General features: G+C 37.0%; 17 protein-coding genes. 14 read left to right on the top strand and 3 right to left on the bottom strand.

Annotated features, from left to right (window positions below; genetic code table 11):
* Window positions 1-7: 7 nt before the first annotated feature.
* Together WBM60_RS11215 and WBM60_RS11210 are read left to right on the top strand one after the other, a co-directional pair.
* Window positions 8-733 carry an SIMPL domain-containing protein gene (locus tag WBM60_RS11215; RefSeq protein WP_424276459.1) on the top strand — a complete coding sequence of 242 codons (726 nt, stop codon included), beginning with the start codon at window positions 8-10 and terminating at the stop codon, window positions 731-733.
* A 413-nt stretch (window positions 734-1,146) separates the two neighbouring features.
* Window positions 1,147-1,698 carry a pyridoxamine 5'-phosphate oxidase family protein gene (locus WBM60_RS11210; protein WP_424277797.1) on the top strand — a complete coding sequence of 184 codons (552 nt, stop codon included), beginning with the start codon at window positions 1,147-1,149 and terminating at the stop codon, window positions 1,696-1,698.
* A 12-nt stretch (window positions 1,699-1,710) separates the two neighbouring features.
* Here the strand turns inward: WBM60_RS11210 and WBM60_RS11205 are convergent, their stop codons facing one another.
* Together WBM60_RS11205 and bshC are read right to left on the bottom strand one after the other, a co-directional pair.
* Window positions 1,711-3,081, bottom strand: coding sequence for a pyridoxal phosphate-dependent decarboxylase family protein (locus WBM60_RS11205; RefSeq protein ID WP_424262276.1), 1,371 nt, complete (start codon window positions 3,079-3,081; stop codon window positions 1,711-1,713).
* Between the two features lie 55 nt (window positions 3,082-3,136).
* The gene (gene bshC, locus WBM60_RS11200) at window positions 3,137-4,738 is read right to left on the bottom strand and encodes a bacillithiol biosynthesis cysteine-adding enzyme BshC (RefSeq protein WP_424262285.1); all 1,602 of its coding nucleotides are present in this window, start codon (window positions 4,736-4,738) and stop codon (window positions 3,137-3,139) included.
* Between the two features lie 207 nt (window positions 4,739-4,945).
* On the opposite strand from bshC, the gene WBM60_RS11195 reads away from it, so the two are divergent.
* Window positions 4,946-7,399, top strand: a complete 2,454-nt coding sequence (locus WBM60_RS11195; protein WP_424262278.1) for a M14 family metallopeptidase — start codon at window positions 4,946-4,948, stop codon at window positions 7,397-7,399.
* A 14-nt stretch (window positions 7,400-7,413) separates the two neighbouring features.
* On the opposite strand, the gene WBM60_RS11190 is transcribed toward WBM60_RS11195, so the two are convergent.
* Window positions 7,414-8,478, bottom strand: coding sequence for a DUF3667 domain-containing protein (locus tag WBM60_RS11190; RefSeq protein WP_424262281.1), 1,065 nt, complete (start codon window positions 8,476-8,478; stop codon window positions 7,414-7,416).
* A gap of 411 nt (window positions 8,479-8,889) precedes the next feature.
* On the opposite strand from WBM60_RS11190, the gene WBM60_RS11185 reads away from it, so the two are divergent.
* From WBM60_RS11185 to WBM60_RS11135, 11 genes are all read left to right on the top strand, one after another.
* On the top strand, window positions 8,890-9,870 hold the full coding sequence (locus WBM60_RS11185) for an MBL fold metallo-hydrolase (RefSeq protein WP_424276460.1): 981 nt from the start codon (window positions 8,890-8,892) through the stop codon (window positions 9,868-9,870).
* Window positions 9,871-10,054: 184 nt separating this feature from the next.
* Window positions 10,055-10,687 (top strand): NAD(P)-dependent oxidoreductase, encoded by a 633-nt coding sequence (locus WBM60_RS11180; RefSeq protein ID WP_424261976.1) that lies wholly within the window; start codon window positions 10,055-10,057, stop codon window positions 10,685-10,687.
* Window positions 10,688-10,958: 271 nt separating this feature from the next.
* Window positions 10,959-11,396, top strand: coding sequence for a hypothetical protein (locus WBM60_RS11175; protein ID WP_424261978.1), 438 nt, complete (start codon window positions 10,959-10,961; stop codon window positions 11,394-11,396).
* A 68-nt stretch (window positions 11,397-11,464) separates the two neighbouring features.
* Entirely contained in the window at window positions 11,465-11,863 is a 399-nt protein-coding gene (locus WBM60_RS11170) for a PH domain-containing protein (protein WP_424261980.1), read from the top strand.
* Between the two features lie 253 nt (window positions 11,864-12,116).
* Entirely contained in the window at window positions 12,117-12,761 is a 645-nt protein-coding gene (locus WBM60_RS11165; protein ID WP_424278888.1) for a DUF998 domain-containing protein, read from the top strand.
* A gap of 183 nt (window positions 12,762-12,944) precedes the next feature.
* On the top strand, window positions 12,945-13,766 hold the full coding sequence (locus WBM60_RS11160) for a CPBP family intramembrane glutamic endopeptidase (RefSeq protein ID WP_424283086.1): 822 nt from the start codon (window positions 12,945-12,947) through the stop codon (window positions 13,764-13,766).
* Between the two features lie 74 nt (window positions 13,767-13,840).
* Complete coding sequence (locus WBM60_RS11155; RefSeq protein WP_424258749.1) at window positions 13,841-14,887, top strand: serine hydrolase domain-containing protein; 1,047 nt, start codon at window positions 13,841-13,843, stop codon at window positions 14,885-14,887.
* 125 nt (window positions 14,888-15,012) lie between these two features.
* Window positions 15,013-15,420: a DUF6326 family protein gene (locus tag WBM60_RS11150; protein ID WP_424258744.1), complete on the top strand. Its 408-nt coding sequence runs from the start codon at window positions 15,013-15,015 to the stop codon at window positions 15,418-15,420.
* Between the two features lie 99 nt (window positions 15,421-15,519).
* The gene (locus tag WBM60_RS11145; RefSeq protein ID WP_424258742.1) at window positions 15,520-16,203 is read left to right on the top strand and encodes a DUF4386 domain-containing protein; all 684 of its coding nucleotides are present in this window, start codon (window positions 15,520-15,522) and stop codon (window positions 16,201-16,203) included.
* Between the two features lie 165 nt (window positions 16,204-16,368).
* Window positions 16,369-17,112 (top strand): lysostaphin resistance A-like protein, encoded by a 744-nt coding sequence (locus WBM60_RS11140; protein WP_424258740.1) that lies wholly within the window; start codon window positions 16,369-16,371, stop codon window positions 17,110-17,112.
* A gap of 301 nt (window positions 17,113-17,413) precedes the next feature.
* On the top strand, window positions 17,414-17,771 hold a 358-nt coding region (locus tag WBM60_RS11135; protein WP_424283085.1), incomplete at its 3' end, for an MBL fold metallo-hydrolase.

Genomic DNA, 17,771 nt, shown 5'->3' with positions numbered 1-17,771 from the left:
CATAAGAATGAAACATTTAAATGCTATAATTTTTGGGGTCGCTATAATCATTGCCGCTAATTTTTTGGGTAGCGCTTATGTAAAACGTTCAAATCCTGCACGAGTGATTTCTATTACTGGGCTGGGAAATGAGAACTTTACATCAGACCTTATTGTATGGGAAGGACGTTTTGTTGCCTTTAATACAGTTTTAAAGACCGCTTTTGAACAATTGAATAATGATAAGGAAATAGTAAGGGATTATCTGGTATCCAAAGGAATAAGCCCTGATAACATAATTTTTAATTCTGTACAGACGATTGAGCAACGGGACAATAAGTACGAAAACGGAAATTTTGTTGGTACGATCTTCAGGGGGTACGAGTTATCACAATCTGTTCAAATAGAATCGAGTGATGTGGCTCTGGTGGAAAAAGTATCACGTGAGATCACGGAACTTTTAAATAAAGGGGTCCAGTTTAATTCCTCACCTCCCCGTTATTATTACACTAAATTATCTGACCTTAAGATTAAAATGATTTCAAAAGCAACGGAAGATGCCCGTATCCGCGCCGAAAAAATAGCAGAGAATTCCGGAGGCACTTTGGGTGATCTTATTACTGCACGTATGGGTGTTTTTCAAATTACCGGACAAAATTCAGATGAGGCTTACAGCTGGGGCGGGGCTTATAATACTGCTGCCAAAAAGAAGACTGCTTCTATTACTATGCGGCTGGAATACAAGGTGCAATAGGATATTTTGGGGGTTATAATCAATCCTTTGTTATGTCTAGTAACAATTTATATAAATATTCTTAAATACCTGGTTTAAAAGTTTTTAAATTAATTCCTACAAATTGTATTATACTTAAATAATACTGTTTTTATTTAAATATCCTATTGTTTTAGATTATGCATTAAACTGACTTGAAGGAATTCAAAGATTATGAATTATTTTAAGCAAAAAAATATAGTTAAAAGAAAAAGCCCCGACGATGATCGCCAGGGCTTTTCAAATCAAAAACCAACCTAAACACATGAATTTGTTATGACACAATTTTATCTATAAAAAATGAACTTTTTCATAGCAATTTATATATATAACAATCTTCTCTAAAAATACCCTACCTCATTTTTTATTTTTTTACCTTTATATAGATGAAACCCATGGAAAGAACAGATCAGATTTTTAAAGATTTAAAGGAAGAACTAAAAAAAGGGAGCACACAAAAATCGCATCCCTTTCGGTACTTTACCCTGGGTACGGTAGGTTTGGATCGTTTGACCAGGCAAAGAACATTGGTTTTAAGAAAGGTTTCTGATGAACTCCTACTTTCTTTCTATACTGATTTCCGCTCAAAAAAAATTATTCATATAAAGGAAAATAATAAGGTGGGGGTATTATTTTATAATCCTGAGAAGCTCTTACAAATAAAAATTGAGGGAATTGCTACCATAATTAAAGGAAAGGCTATAGAAGAAACTTATAATAATGGGGTCCCGGAAAAAGCGCGCAAGGGTTATACCACTGCCATGGCACCGGGTACGCCACTCGAGGATCCAGCGGTCATAGAATACCTTAAAAAGGAGAATCACTTCTGTGTGGTTGAAATTACCCCTTTTAAAATAGAATACCTTAAATTACAAGAACCTGAACATCTGAGGGTTCGGTTTTCCAAGCGGCAAGAATTATGGAGCGGGGAATTCCTTGTACCATAAAACCGGCTCAATTCATTTCATAGTATCCAAAATAACCTGAATATCCTCTTCAGTAGTATCCGGATTAATAAAACAAAACCGGGCTACTGTTTCAATACTTTCTTTAGTTTTCCATTTACTGGGTGTCACCAGGGCTATCCCATCCCGGTGATTTGTATATGTCCAGTTTTTATAATCATCTGCAGACCAGCCTTTACGCCTGAATAGCACGCAGGAGAGCCCTGGCGGCCGAACCAATTCCAATTCCGGCCGGGATGAAATTAATTCCCCGGCCAAATTAGCTAATTCAATTCCTCGTTCCACCGCCCATTTATATTTATCTGTTCCGTGCATAGCAAGTGAAAACCACAACGGTAATCCCCGCAACCTCCTGGTTAATTGTATCTGGTAATCACAAGGATTAAACCCTTGCGCACCAGGATCTTTAAAGATATCCAGGTAAGAACCCTCCTGTGAATGAGCAGCTTTCGCCAATTCGGGATCTCTATATATAATAGCTCCACAATCATACGGGGAGAACAACCATTTATGGGGATCTATGGTTACACTGTCCGCCTTTTCAATTCCATCAAAAAGATGCCTAACAGAATCTGCTGCAAGAGCGCCACCACCATAGGCTGCATCTACGTGGAACCAAAGGTTAAGTTCCTTACAAATTTTTGCGATACCATTGAGGTCATCCACAATCCCCGCATTGGTAGTACCACCTGTAGCTACCACTGCAAAAACCCTATCCATGGTATTTTCATCCAGGGAATCAATTTTTTCCTGCAGGGCTTCGGCCGTCATTAGATCATCTGTTTCCACCAAGAGCAGATCGGCATCAATTACTTTTGCCATGGCCTTTATAGAAGAGTGTGCACCCACTGATGTGATGATGCATCCTTTTTTATTTTGATTTTCCCTATTCTTTCGCCAATATTCCCGTGCCGTTACGATAGCCGAGAGGTTGGCAGCAGTACCTCCGCTGGTGAAAACACCAAAGGCACCTTCAGGCATCCCGGTTAGGGATACCAGCCACCTCATGGCTTCATTCTCACAGAAAATACCGCCTGCACCTTCCATCCAATAGGCCCCGTGTATACTGGATGCCGAGGTAACCAGGTCAAACATGATGGCTGCTCGTGTGGGAGCTGCAGGAACAAAAGCCAGATGCCTAGGATGATCTATCGGAACGGTTGCTTTTACCAATACATTACGAAAAAGACGAAAGGCATTCTCTCCACCTATACCAGAAGGAGTGATGGTCTCCCCTGCCTGGCGCTTTAATTCCTCTTCTTTCCTGGGTGCTCCCATTTCTGGTGACTCATTGGTAATTCTATGAATGGCATATTTCATGACATCGAGGGTCATCTCTACCAACTCTATATCCACATTGTGCATGAGCTTTGTTTTTATCAAAAGTACTATGGAAAAGAAACCTATGCCATTAATTGGCTTAGTATTTTAATACCAAAAATTCCTGTTTTAAAGGGTTTAGTGCAGCAATTAAAAAAGGGATAAGCCCGTCTCCCAATTCCAGATAGAGTTCAGAAAAATTTAGAGAACGTTCCTGCAGGGATTGATTAGGGAATAACTTGTTCTGGAGTGCTGTTAATCTAATCACCTGGTCTTTAAGTTTTATTTTCTGGGCTTTTAATAATCTTTTTTCCAGATGGTTAAGTCCGTTTATTTGCTTTACTTCCTGAGCCTTTATCGCACCAAGAAAGGACTTATCTGTTTCTTCGGCCAATTGGTAAAGCGCTTCAAACTGATTTCTCAGATGCTCCCTTTGACTGGAAAAATCGATATCAATATTGGAAATTTCCCGAATTCTTTTATTTATAAGACTGTTTTGCTTTAAAAACAAATCTGCCGGATTTAAATCTAAATTTTGAATTTTTTTATTCTCCTTTTCTGATATCATCAGGGCTGAATTTCGCAACAGCAAGATGGGAAATACCACTTTCATGGCGTCAAAGGACGATTTAAGCTCAAGCCAATAGGCCAATTCGCCACCTCCGCCAATATAACAAAGGTTAGGAAGGACTACTTCCTGGTAAAGGGGCCTGGTAACCACATTAGGTGAAAATCTTTCAGGATGGGCATCCAGTTCCATGAGTATTTCATCCTCTGTGAATTGAATTTTAGTATTGTTAACATAAAAATCTCCGTCTTTTTCCAGAAGCCTTTCCCTAATCTCATCTTTTAAATAAAAATGATTGATCTCCCTAGGGTTAACCTGAATGTTGTACGAAGAAGACACAGATTCAAGGGCAGTAATAGTCTCATTTACTTTTTTATAAGGCAGGTTATCAAGAATATCCTTCTTTATATAGGGTATAAAAAGGTTTTTTAGTTTAGTGTTATCCCCATCTACGATGACCAATCCGTACTCTCCAAAAAGGGTATTGGCCAGGTATCTGGTAGCTTCAGAAAGTGAATTGTGCTCCAGGTAGGCTTTTTTGAAAAGATCCTTAAGATTTTCTGCATGGATATTATGGCCCACTTCCTTTGAAAAAGTCTCAAATACAGCCTCTAAGCCTTCTGTACTTAACGTTCCTACCGCTCCTGAGGCATCGCGGTTCCATTGTACCTTTTTGCTGTGGAGATTAAAATAATTAATCTCATCAAAATCATGATCTTCTGTGGCCATCCAGTATACCGGTACAAAAGTATTCTTAGGATAGGATTTTTTTAAAGCTTTTGCAAGATTTATAGTACTGATAATCTTATATAAAAAATATAAAGGACCCGTAAATATATTCAGTTGATGACCAGTAACTACCGTAAAGGTTTCGTCTTGTGCTAAAGCTGAAATATTAGCTACTGTAGTTTTTGACGCCTTTACACCTAGGTATTGTTCTTGAAGTACCTCGTTTAGTATTTTCCTGTTCCTCTGTGGAAAGGTATTGGACTTCTCCTCCATTTGAGCCTTAAACTCTTCAATCTTTGGAAACCTGTTGTAAAAGGGTTTTAGCTTCTTGTTTTCGTCCAGATAGTCGGAAATAAGTGAAGAAAAATATCCAGTTTTTTTAAATGGTATACAGGCTACTTCCATAGAAATTTCTAAAATCCGATCAAAGATAAAATTCTCGGGTTTTACTCTTCCCAAAAATACGTTAAGATGTATTAACTACACAAAAATGAGGAACCAATTCCTTGAAAGCCGTGTACTTTGGCGACCCATAAACGAATAACACCGAACTTAAAATGTGATTTCCCGAATAATCCTTAGCTTTAGCGTCCTAATTTGAAACGCCAGTTTATGAAGAGACTTTTACCCGCAGTGGTCCTCCTAATTACTATCGCTTTAAGTGCACAAGAGCTAAAATCACCCTCAGAATTCCTGGGCTATGAGCTTGGCACGAGATTTACACGTCATCATCGGGTAGTAGACTATTACCAGTATCTTTCTGAGGCTGCAAAAGACCGTATGCAACTGCATGAGTACGGAAAAACATATGAACAAAGACCACTGCTTTTGGCCTACATTTCTTCGGCCGCAAATATGCAGAATCTTGAAACCATAAGAGAGGAGCATTTAAAAAGTACGAGTAGTATGAGCAAATCTACAAAAGTTATAGTTTGGCTCAGCTATAATGTGCATGGAAATGAGAGTGTAAGCACAGAAGCTTCTATGCAAACCATTTATGAATTATTAACCAACAAGCAGGCCTATCTGGAAAACACAGTGGTAATTATCGACCCCTGTATTAACCCGGACGGCCGTGACAGGTACGTGAACTGGTATAATCAATTTAAAAACACCCCTATTCAATTAAACCCGGAAAGCAAGGAACATAATGAAGGCTGGTGGAGCGGGCGCAGTAACCATTATATGTTCGATTTAAACCGTGATTGGGCATGGCTTACCCAGTTAGAAAGCCAGCAACGGCTTCGCTATTACAACAAGTGGCTCCCGCATATACATGTAGATTTCCATGAGCAAAGCATGGATTCCCCATATTATTTTGCGCCGGCATCAGAGCCGTTTCATGAAGTGATTACAGATTTTCAGCGGGATTTTCAGGTGACCATGGGTAAGAACCATGCCAAATATTTTGACGCCAACGGTTGGTTCTACTTTACAAAAGAGCGCTTTGATCTGTTTTACCCCAGTTATGGGGACACCTACCCTACCTACAGTGGTGCTATTGGGATGACCTATGAACAGGGAGGCGGAGGCAGGGCCGGACTAGGAGTTATTACAGGCAATGGAGATACCCTGACCTTAAAGGATCGTATTGTCCATCATTATACCACAGGAATCTCTACCGTGGAAGTTGCGGCCAGCAACGTGACCAAATTAAATGAAGAGTTTCAAAAATTCTATCAACCTAAAAATTATAAATACAAAAGCTATATTCTAAAGGGTCCGGAAGATCATTTGAGAGCACTTACTCAACTTCTGGACCAGCATCAGTTGAGTTATAGTTACGGAACTGATACTAATGTTAAAGGGTTTAATTATAAAACCGGTAAAGCAGGGAGTTTAAGGACTAATTCAGAAAGTCTGATCATTTCTACCAACCAGACCCGCGGAACGTTGGTAAAGGTGCTATTTGAACCCAATGCCAGGCTGAGTGATTCGCTTACCTACGATATAACCGCATGGTCCCTGCCTTATGCCTATGGATTAGATGCCATTGCTTCAGAGAGTTTAGTCAGCAAAACTTCAAAGAAAGAGGATTTATCGAAAAAGGAGGTTTTGAGCACGAATACATACGCCTTCCTGACGGATTGGAACGGCATGGATGATGCGCGATTTTTAGCTGAATTACTTCAAAAAAAAATTAGGGTGCGTCAGGCTCAAAAGGCCTTCACCCTGGAAGGTAACCGTTATGAAAGCGGAAGTCTTATTATCACGAAAGCTGATAATGACGGAAGAAAGAATTTTACCAAAATACTAAGTGAGGCTGCCGAAAAACATCATAAATCACTAACAGCAGTTAGTAGTGGCTTTGTGGATGAAGGAAAGGACTTTGGATCGAGTTTTGTACTAATGATCCCGTCGGTAAAGGTAGCCGTTCTGGGTGGTGAACCAACCTCTACCCTACGTTTTGGAGAGATATGGCATTTCTTTGAGCAGCAGTTGCATTATCCTATTACTGTTTTGGATGAGAACACCATAAACGGGGTGGATCTTTCCAACTATGAGGTGTTGATTCTCCCCGGAGGTACAGGTTATGAACGATTTATGGATACACTCATGCTCAGCCGTCTCAAAGAATGGGTAGGTCAGGGCGGCAGGCTTATTGTCATGGGCAAGGCCATTGCCTCATTGGACGGAGAGGATGGGTTTGACATATCTGCCCGGGAAGAAGAAAAGGATAGTACGGAAAATCTGGTACAACCTTATGAGAACTTGCAGCGTGAGGAGATTAAAAACGACATTACAGGAGCCATCTTTAAAACAAAGGTAGATGCTACACATCCGCTGGCCTTTGGGTATAAGGATGCTTATTTTAGCCTTAAACTGTCAAGTGACAGCTATGACTATCTGGAAAGCGGTACTGTGGCTTATATTTCCAAGGATACCTTGCCGATAGCTGGATTTGCTGGCAGTGAAGCACAGAAAAAAATGGCTAAAAGCCTTGTTTTTGGTGTTGAGAAGCACGGAAAGGGGCAGGTAGTCTACATGGTGGATAACCCTCTCTTTCGCGGGTTCTGGGAAAATGGCAAACTTTTTTTTGTCAATGCTATCTTCATGGCCAAATAATTCTGTTCCACCAATTAATAAAGCATAAAGGCCACCATAATAATTCCTATTGCAGCCACTGGCACAATTATGAGCATATACAAAAAGGAGATAATGCCTGCTTTAAAAAAAGCACCCACCCAGGAGCTCTTGTAAAAATTGCGCAGGGCTAGCATTAAGTATATAGCAAAAGAGAAGCAAATGAGCACTTCTAACCAAATGGGAATCTCCCATACTTTATTCACCAGGAGCATGATACTAAACGAGGTGAATATAAAAGTGAAGAAATAAAAGCTAAACACCAAATGGTGAGTAAAGGTGGCGGGTTTCCAGTAAAACAATTTCAGAAACATTGCAAAAAATGGTAAAAGTAAAAACATTGCAACGGGAATAGTATCATATAATGCCTGCAGGATGCCCCCGCCTTGTTTTTCATAAAACTTCAGCATTTGGGTATAGAACCTGCGGGTAAATGCATTGGCATCTTCCTTCATTCCCATCGCCTTAATTTTCTGATCTAATGGAGCTCCGGCCGTGATAAGGGAGTCTAACTTCTCGCGTTTAAAACCAAAGGACAAATTGGCTACCTGGGGATCTGAAACCATTACCGAATCTAATTCGGCCATATCTTTGTCTGATATCCCAATAATCTTTTGGTTTTTTTTCAGGGCTTTTTGGGCTTCTGCAATGCCCAAAGAATCTGTATTTACCCGAACAGAATCAAGGTTGATTTCCTGCTCAAGGCCTTTTTTGATTGCCTCAGAAACTTCATTATCTGCTTTACGAATGGTAAAAGAAAAGATAAAGAAGAAAATGACAGAGATAAAAAGGTAAAACTGTGCAGGATGCAGGTACTTAAGGCGTTTGCCATCTACAAACCTCCGGGCCAGCACGCCGGGTTTTATCATAAGGGTCCCAAAACTCCTGAAGAACCGGGCATCTATAGAAATATAATTATCTATTGTGTTGCTAAAGAGGACCCCAATAGTAAGGTTATCTGCTGTTTCCTGCCCGCAGTAAGGACAATAATCAAAAGAGGCATCAAATGTTTTCTCGCAATTTTTACATTGTTCAGTAGTTGGCAGTTCAGAGGTTGGCATAAAGTTTACTTTGAATAAAAATACAAAAAGCTGGGATACTTCAAACTTTCCTGTCAATAACACAAAACTCCAAATATCATGCAGAGATACCCTCTACTTCTAGAGCTCAATAGAAAGGTCCTCAATGAAGAACGTAGCTTTAATTACTTAAAGCCCAATGCCTGAGCTGATTAAAAATACAATTTGACCCTCCAAGTGAGTAGGCGGAACTTTACCGGAAACTACTATGATTTATACGCATGTTGCCAAAAAAGATCTTTTACAGATCCGTAGTCCATTGGATGAAGCTGTAGAGGGCCTAATAGAATCTGATAAAAAAACCAAAAAGGTGTACATATCCCAAAAATATTTGGGATATTAGGGTAAATAAGTCCGCATATAACAAGTTAGCATTCATATAACAGAGAACCCATGGCAACATTTAAATTTCCAATATTCACAATCATAGTTATCTTGAGCAGCTACTTTCCAATGGCGCAGCAGGAAAAATCAAAAACCTCTTATCTGGAAAAAGGAACTACTGTTTCCTTATTAAAAATTACCACATTATCAACTATGTTGGCAGATCAGGGCATTGGTGAATGGGGGTATTCGGCTATAGTCGAAGTAGACGGCAAGAAAATACTATTTGATACAGGACAGAGGCCAGAAACAGTTTTGCAAAACGCGCTGGATTTGGGTATCGATTTGTCCGAAGTGGAGGACGTTTTTCTGAGCCATTACCACGGAGATCATACGGGTGGACTCCTAACACTAAGAAAAGAACTAAAAAAAATTAATCCCAATGCCTTAATTCGAGTCCACGTAGGGAAAGGCATATTTAACGAGAGAGTTGGTTTCAAGAATAATATGCCCCAAATTAAAGAAGCACTTGAAGCGGATGGAGTGCAGTTCATTGTATATGAACATGAACATAAATTATTCCCTGGTGTCTGGATAACCGGACCAATAAAACGAGTATACGATGAAAATAATTGGTTTAGCCATATCAAAATAAAAATGGGCGATGAATATATCGAAGATTACGTCCCGGAAGATCAGTCTCTTGTATTTGATACAGCAGAAGGGTTTGTTTTAGTTGCCGGATGTGGTCATGCTGGAATCATTAATACACTAGAACAAACTAGAAATAATATTTACAACAAAGAGGTACTTGCAATTATTGGTGGTTTTCATTTACTTGATGCTACTGATAAGCATTTAAAATGGACTGCGGACAAATTACATGATTTTGGTGTCTCTAAAATAATCGGAGCCCATTGTACGGGGATTAATTCACTCTACACACTGAGGAACCTAATGAATTTGAGCCGTTTTAATGCTGTGGTCGGATCAGTCGGTGACAGTTTTGATTTAGAAAATGGTATAATTGCTGGCCATATTGCTCGATAAAAAAGCGAAGAAAGTAGTTTAAACTAATGCAAACAAAAGATAAAATGCATTGAAACGCATTTTATCAAGACCGTTAGCTACAATATTGAAAGACGTTCCATCCTAATTTATCTACAATTCAGTTATTAAAAAATCAATCGGTACTTAAAATTAAATAGTTTCATACGAGTTAAATCTGAAAATCATGAAACTATTGGTAATTGGTGGTACTGGAAAAACAGGACATGAACTAATTAAACAAGGCTTAGCACAAGGACATGTTATAACAGCAGTTGTTAGAAAACCTAAAAAAATAAAATACAGTAATCCAAACCTCTATGTAGAGAAAGGAGATGTGCTGGTTCCTAAAAGCTTCGAAAGACTTGTAAAAGGACAGGATGCCGTGCTGTCTGCCTTAGGTCATAAACAATTCATTATTAGGACAACAATACTCTCTCGAGGCACAAAAAATATAGTATCAGCAATGTCCAGAAATCAGGTTAAACGGTTTATCTGTATTACATCACTTGGTATTAATGACAGTAAGTTTAAGCTAGGGCTATATTACACTCTATTTACGATTCCTTTTATTTTGTACTTCTACTTTTTAGATAAATCTAAACAAGAAAAAATAATCATGGACAGTGCGTTAGAATGGACAATTGTAAGACCTGGGCAACTAACAAACGGAAAAAAAAGAACTATCTATAAGCACGGTTCAAATGTCGGTCATTATATATTGACTAAAATGATTTCTCGCGCTGATGTAGCTCATTTCATGCTTTATATTTTAAATACAAACTCTTATTTAAAAAGTACTGTGGGAATAACTAATTAAAACTGTAGCTAACAACGTGTCCTATGAAAAAGCAGCGTGTCCGTTATCTTTAATTTATAGCAAATTCTTAAAGATATGAAAACAGAACACACTGCTTTTACATAGATGCAATAGCTCATTGCAGCAGAATTTCAAACTTGAAATTCCTGCAATCAATTATCTTTGGTAAAGACAAGACAATTTCCGTTGGAAATGTCCGCAAATAATCATACACGGAAACGTTGTGTATCATTTAAAATAAAACAAGAAATAAATTCTAAAACAAATAATTATGGAAAACGTAAAACTGAAAATACCAAATTGGTTTTGGGTTGTATCGATCTTCTTTCTTTTATGGAATATCATGGGAGTTCTTTCTTTTTTTGCACACACTTTTATATCTGAAGAAGCTTTGGCAGCATTGCCTGAAAAAGAAAGAGAACTTTATGGAGACTATCCCATTTGGACAACTCTTGTTTTTGCAATAGCAGTATTTTTTGGTTTGTTTGGCTCTTTAGGATTACTATTAAAAAAGAAATGGTCTAAACTCGCCTTTATCATCTCTTTTTGTGCAATAATTCCACAAATGATTCACAATGTTTTTTTTACAAAATCTATGGACGTATATGGCCCTGTGCAAGCAACTACAATGCCTTTAATGGTTGTGATTTTTGGATCGTTGTTAATATGGTTTTCAAATTATTCAATAAAAAAGAATTGGATAAAATAACGATACAAAACAAAAACTATAGCGCATAAAAACGCGCCACAGCCAAACCGTTATAGTACATTGGAATTATGATAAGATATAAATCAAAAATTGGATATGCCATTTTAGCTTTCACCATCTTGGTTTTTTGTACCACTATTGGATTGACTATCGGTCAGGGCTCGCCAATAAATGATTTACCCTCCATGAGCGGAATATTAATACTTGCATCCGCCTTTATTATTTATCTTTTTTTAAACATAGAATACATAATTGTTGAAAGAAAATTAAAAATTAAATGTGGATTTATTTACACTAAGGCATTAAATATTGATATGATTAAGTCAATAACCAAAACTAATAGTATTATCTCTGCGCCTGTCGCTTCATTGGACAGAATTGAATTGCTTTATGATGATAATGGCAAATTTGATTCAATTATAATTTCGCCAACGGATAAGGTTAATTCTGCAAAGAAATTAATGTAAATAAATCCGAATATCATTAATAAAATAATTGAATACGACTTAGGACGGCTATAATTCATTTTGGCTAAACCCAACTTCAAATTTTATCTTATTTTTAGAACATAGAACCAAGTTAAATGCTATGAATAAAGCTTTGCCGTGCCTAAGTTAATTTTTCCAAACAAGGTTTGGAAACCCAACGCCGGACTCGCTGCAAACCAAACGAAATGATAGCCAGGACCGTTATGCCCAATTCGACTTCAAATTTTTAACTATGAAAAGAAATGTATTTAAATTTCTGACTTTAGGTGGAATTATAGGGTCGATTCTCTTTACTGTAATCACCTTATTAAGTGGATATTTACAAACGGACTATAATCCTCTCAATAATTTTGTGAGTGAATTAGGAGCAACCAATTCTTCAACTGAACTTTTAATGAATCGTATAGGTTTTATACCATCTGGAATACTTTTTAGTCTTTTTGGATTTTCTCTTTTAATTAATGTTTCCAAAAGATTAAAATCTAGAATCGGATCTCTTTTGATTATGATTTTTGGACTTGGAATGACATTAGCAGGAATATTTTCTTGTGACCCAGGTTGTCCTTACATCGGAACAATGGAATCTATAATTCATGATAGAGTATCTGCTGTAACTTTTATATCAGCAATCTTGGGAATTATTCTTATGGGCATATCATTTAAGAAAATGAACACTTTTCGAAATATTTCACTTTATACAATTCTGACAGGTTTTATTTCTCTAATACTTATGATTATCATGATAAGCTCATTCGAATCAAGAAATTTAACTGGATTATGGCAGAGATTGCTTCTCTTATCGATTTTTTCTTGGACAATAGTAGTTGGTCTTCGCGTATTTAAAAACTTTAATGAATTGAAAACCGAATCGGATTAAAGAACCAGGGATAGCACCGTGTAAAAATAATTGCTTGATACTTGCTTACTTGGAAAATGCCGCGGATTTTCCTCTGTTCTGTTCCATTTTTAGTAAGTTAATTGCTTAAACTCGCAACTATCCTTACACATACCGCAATGTGCAAGCTGATCTAAAAAAATCTATCATAAAATAAAATACATTGTGAAAATTTTAATCACATATTTTGGATTTGCATATATTATCAGTTGGATAGTTTGGTTTCCTCTCTATGGACAGGAATTAGGATTAAAAGTTATGCCAATTATTCCCTTCCAACACGGTATAGGAGGACTTGGACCTTTAGTTGCATCTTTTTTGACAACTTGGATTTATTATAAAAATAAGGGGCTGAAAAAATTATTTAAAAAGTGTATTCAAATAAAGCCCATTTTATATCTGGTAATTGCGTTGTTAACCCCATTTTTACTCGCCTTAATCGCTACAATTATGAACTCTGCTATAAATGAAGCGCCTATTAACCTATCAGGTCTTCTGACGGTAAAAGAATTTCCAAACTTCAACCTATTGACATTTTTTATTTACAATTTGATATTTTTCGGATTTGGAGAAGAAGTTGGTTGGCGTGGTTTTGCTTTACCAAGAATTCAAAATAAATTTAACGCTTTGACATCAAGCATTCTTTTGACAATTTTTTGGGCATTTTGGCATTTGCCTTTATTTTTTAATGGACCTGGTTATACATCAATGGAATTTACAGACGTTTTTGGATGGTTTTTTAGTCTTCTAACTGGTAGTATCTTATTATCTTGGTTATTTAATTCATCAAAAGGAAGTATTCTCATATGCGCTGTTTTTCACAGTACAATTAATATTGCATTCACAGCCGATTTTGCTGACCAAAATATAGTTAATTATATGGGATTTTTAATAACGGTTTGGGGTATATTGACAATCATTTACTTTAAACCAAAAAATTTAGCCAAAATTGAACGAGAGAAAAAACCAGCATATAACAAAGTATAAAATCAATGCAAAGCCCTAATTTCATAAAAAACCGTTTTGAGTAATTCAAAAAAAATGACCCATTCTGAATGAATATGCCAAAAAAACAAATAAAACGAATTCTCAGAATAGTATTTATTTTGGCAAGCATATCCTCGCTGTTCTTTGTACCATGGCTTTTGGTTAAGGCGTGGATACTTCCGCTCCCGGACACGGTTCAGCAACAGTTAGATGAGGCTATTGGTCATGGATTTGACGGAATGATTGTTTATGTAGACCAAGCTGGTAAACCACCCCAGTATTTTGCTGCCGGATGGCACGATCGAGAGTCCAAGATTCCTGCCAAACCTCAAGCCCTATTTAAGATTGCCAGCATCAGCAAGCTGTATGATGCTGTGGCTATCACCAAATTAGTAAGTGATGGACTTCTTTCTTTGGATAAAACCATCGCCGATTATTTACCGGAGCTTGTAGGAAGAATTGAAAACGCTGATAAAATTACCTTGAGATTGATGATACAGCATAGAAGTGGAATTCCCAATTTTACGAACGCTCCGAATTTTTGGGCGGCTCCAACAGAAACCTATGAAGAAAGTCTTGCATTGATTCTGGACCAGCCGGCCAACTTTGAACCCGGTGAAGACTATGAATATTGTAACACTAATTACCTATTAATCAATAAGATAATGGATGACACATTAGGTTATGGGAACTTCCAATTCATTCAGGAAGAAATTCTAATGCCGCTAAATCTTAACAATACCTTCGGTTCACTAAGTGAAGTAAATATAGACGATGTGATGAGTGGCTATCATGTAGGACACCCCTTTGATTTAAAGGCAGACGAACATGGCATGTTAGCCACAGCAGAAGACGTGGGTACTTTTCTGAGGGCCTTGAATGATGGATCATTGTTTGAACAGGGAGAACAGGAAATATACTCCTCCATTTATGAGTATGAACATGCCGGTTGGGTTCCGGGATACCAGAGTTTCGCAAAATATCACAAAGACCTTGATGCTGTTGTTATTGAGTTCTACAGCACAACGGATCCTAAACTGTACAATTGGAATTTGTCAGAAATCATAAACAATAGAATTGTCAAAATACTGAAAAAGGAAAAAGCTCATAACAATATATAAAAGGCATTAAAACGACCTTTATACAAACCGTTACCCACTATTTGAAAAAAATATTGCTTGTAACGAAAGTTTCGATGAATCGTCTTAACTCTAAACCAATTTAAATTTGAAATACTTAAATCCGAATGTTAGAAAATCCAAAAGTAAATATCAAAATTAAACTTGCTGCATTGTGGGCTTCAGCAACTTTCTGCTATTTATATGGTGATTATTTTGAGCTATACACACCTGATAAAGTAAACAGTTTAATAACAGGCGATAATAATTTGGATAGTCCCACCATATTATTAATAGCGTCTATAATTTTGGCGATTCCATCTGTAATGGTGGCAGCTTCAATTTTCCTTAAACCAAAAATAAACCGAATTCTTAATATCTTATTTGGAACATTATTTACTTTAATGATGGTGATAATAGGAATCATTTCAACTGACGAATGGTACTTATTCTACGTTTTTTTAGCCTTTTTAGAAAGTATTATAACTGCTTTAATTGTTTGGTATGCTTGGAAATGGCCTAAAGAAAATAATTAAACCCGCTACCATTGTATATGCGATAATACTACCTAAACGGTCGCGCTAGGCATAGCCTTCCCGTTATCGCTAATTTATAAGATTAAACAGATAAATAATATGACTATAAATGACAAACAAAGTGAGTTAGTAACGACAGCAAGAACCGCAGGAATTTGGTACTTAGCATTGGCAATTTCAGGCATTTTGGGATTTCTGATATTTCACCCTCAGGTATTTGACTCAGAAGACTCTCAGAAAACACTAACAAATCTGATTGACCTTGAATCCCTTGCCAGAACGCGACTTCTATTGGAATTTGCAATTATTGTTTCACAAGCTCTCACCGCAGTATGGTTTTATAAATTGTTTAGAAATATAAACGAGTGGGCAGCATGGACAGTTGGCATTTGGGGAATGATAAATTCCGTAGCAATTATGATTAGTGCCATTTCAATGGGTTCCGCTATTGAAATTGCAAGTTCTTCCCAAACCATTGAAGACAAAGTAATATTAATCGAACTTTTAAGCAGTTTAATTACAAATGCTTGGAGTGTCGGCGGCCTTTTCTTTGGGCTTTGGCTTATCCCATTGGGATACATTATAACCAGCTCAAAAAGGATGCCTGTTTGGTTGGGTCTAACCCTGATTGCTGGTGGTTTCGGCTACTTGATAAGTACTACAATTAATTACATTGGAATTGAAAGCCCCTTGTCAGGTTATTTAACCATTCCAGCTACAGTTGGAGAATTCTGGATGATAGGATATTTATTAATTTTTGGAATACGACCAGCGAATGAATGATTAGTAATAATGCCAAAGGAAAAAAGGCGATAACAGCGTATAAAACTTATGGCGTGAATGGTGGTAAATTCAAGCTTTGCACTTTTAAGTAAGTTTGTTGCAAGCTGACATGAAAGTGCTTAAAAAACCGACACAAGTCATATACTTAAATCGTTGTAATCAATTATGAAGAACCTTTTTCGATTTAGAAAATTACAGTTCAATTGGCAATTTGGTTTGACCTTAATCCTGTTATTTGGAATACCACGCTTTTTACTTGTTCTGGAGGCTAATCGGACTGGAAACTACAATTTTACTTCAATAATTTTTGTGATAATGGTACTTGCGCCGTTTTTGCTTTTATCAAATAAGGGGCGCGAAATAATTGGAATAAAATGGACGAAAAATCTCAAATGGCTAGGTATTTCATTTGTACTAGGAGTTTTTGCATCTACAATAATATTTTTTCTTGGAAAATATCTTTACCAAGAATCTATAGAAAATTGGTTTGTGTATATCTCAAAATCATATAGCAGTATCCCCGTTGATGAACTTAAAGGAGATAACAAACTAGTATACTTTGCAATGTTTGCGGTAATTGGAATGACTTTCAGTCCGATTGGCGAAGAGCTATTATACAGAGGACTAATCCATCAAAGTTTCGTTCCTAAATTCGGAAATAACAAAGCGTCAATTTTGGACAGTTTAGCATTCGCCATTGTTCACTTGGCTCATTTTGGAATTGTACACACTAACGGGAATTGGAAATTCTTGTTTGTACCCGCTTTTTTATGGATGACACTAATGTTCCTGACCAGTAGGCTATTTTTTTATTCCAAAAACAAAACAGGATCGATTTATGGCGCTATCCTTAGTCACGCAGGGTTTAATTTTGCGATGACCTATTTTATATTTTACTATATCCTGTAAATAACTAAGGACAACAAAATCTACAAACAATAAGGGCTTCGGGAGTATTCGAAAGGTTTGTGTATTTTTATGAAGTCCGCAAAATCTTTTGGATTTACTTATGTGATTCCTATTTTTAACAAGGAATTCGTGATAAGGCTGCGCTAAGCTGGCTTTTTAAAGTGGAAAAGGTAAAAACTACGCTAAAAAGTGTGGCAGGCAAAAACAAAAAGCTTTGGCTACGAGTGCAGACGGAAACGAAACGTTTCTTTGCCTGCCCTACTTGCCATAACCGAACCGTTGTGTACAACTTGATTTAATTATGAGGTTAATTACCATATTATTTTTCTTTACAATATTCCTTAACAGTTGTAAAGTTGATCGGAGTGATCGTTTTGAATCGGTCAATTTTGAATTGGTGAAACTTGGCGACGGCGTGTATAGCTGTATTCATAAATTTGGGGGAAAGGCAATTTGTAATGTTGGTATAATTGATAATGGAGAAGAAACTATAATCTTCGACAGTTTTCTCTCTCCTGACGTAGCAAAAGAATTATTGGAAGTTTTAAAGGAAATGGATCTATCTCCATTGAAATATGTTGTAAATAGTCATTCACATAATGACCATATTCGAGGCAATCAAACTTTTCCAAATGATATTAAAATAATCAGCACTACAA

This window comes from Eudoraea sp. (assembly GCF_049669105.1).
Classification (GTDB): domain Bacteria; phylum Bacteroidota; class Bacteroidia; order Flavobacteriales; family Flavobacteriaceae; genus Eudoraea.
Note: the sequence above shows the minus strand (reverse complement) of the source record. Positions and strands in the feature narration are given on the sequence as shown.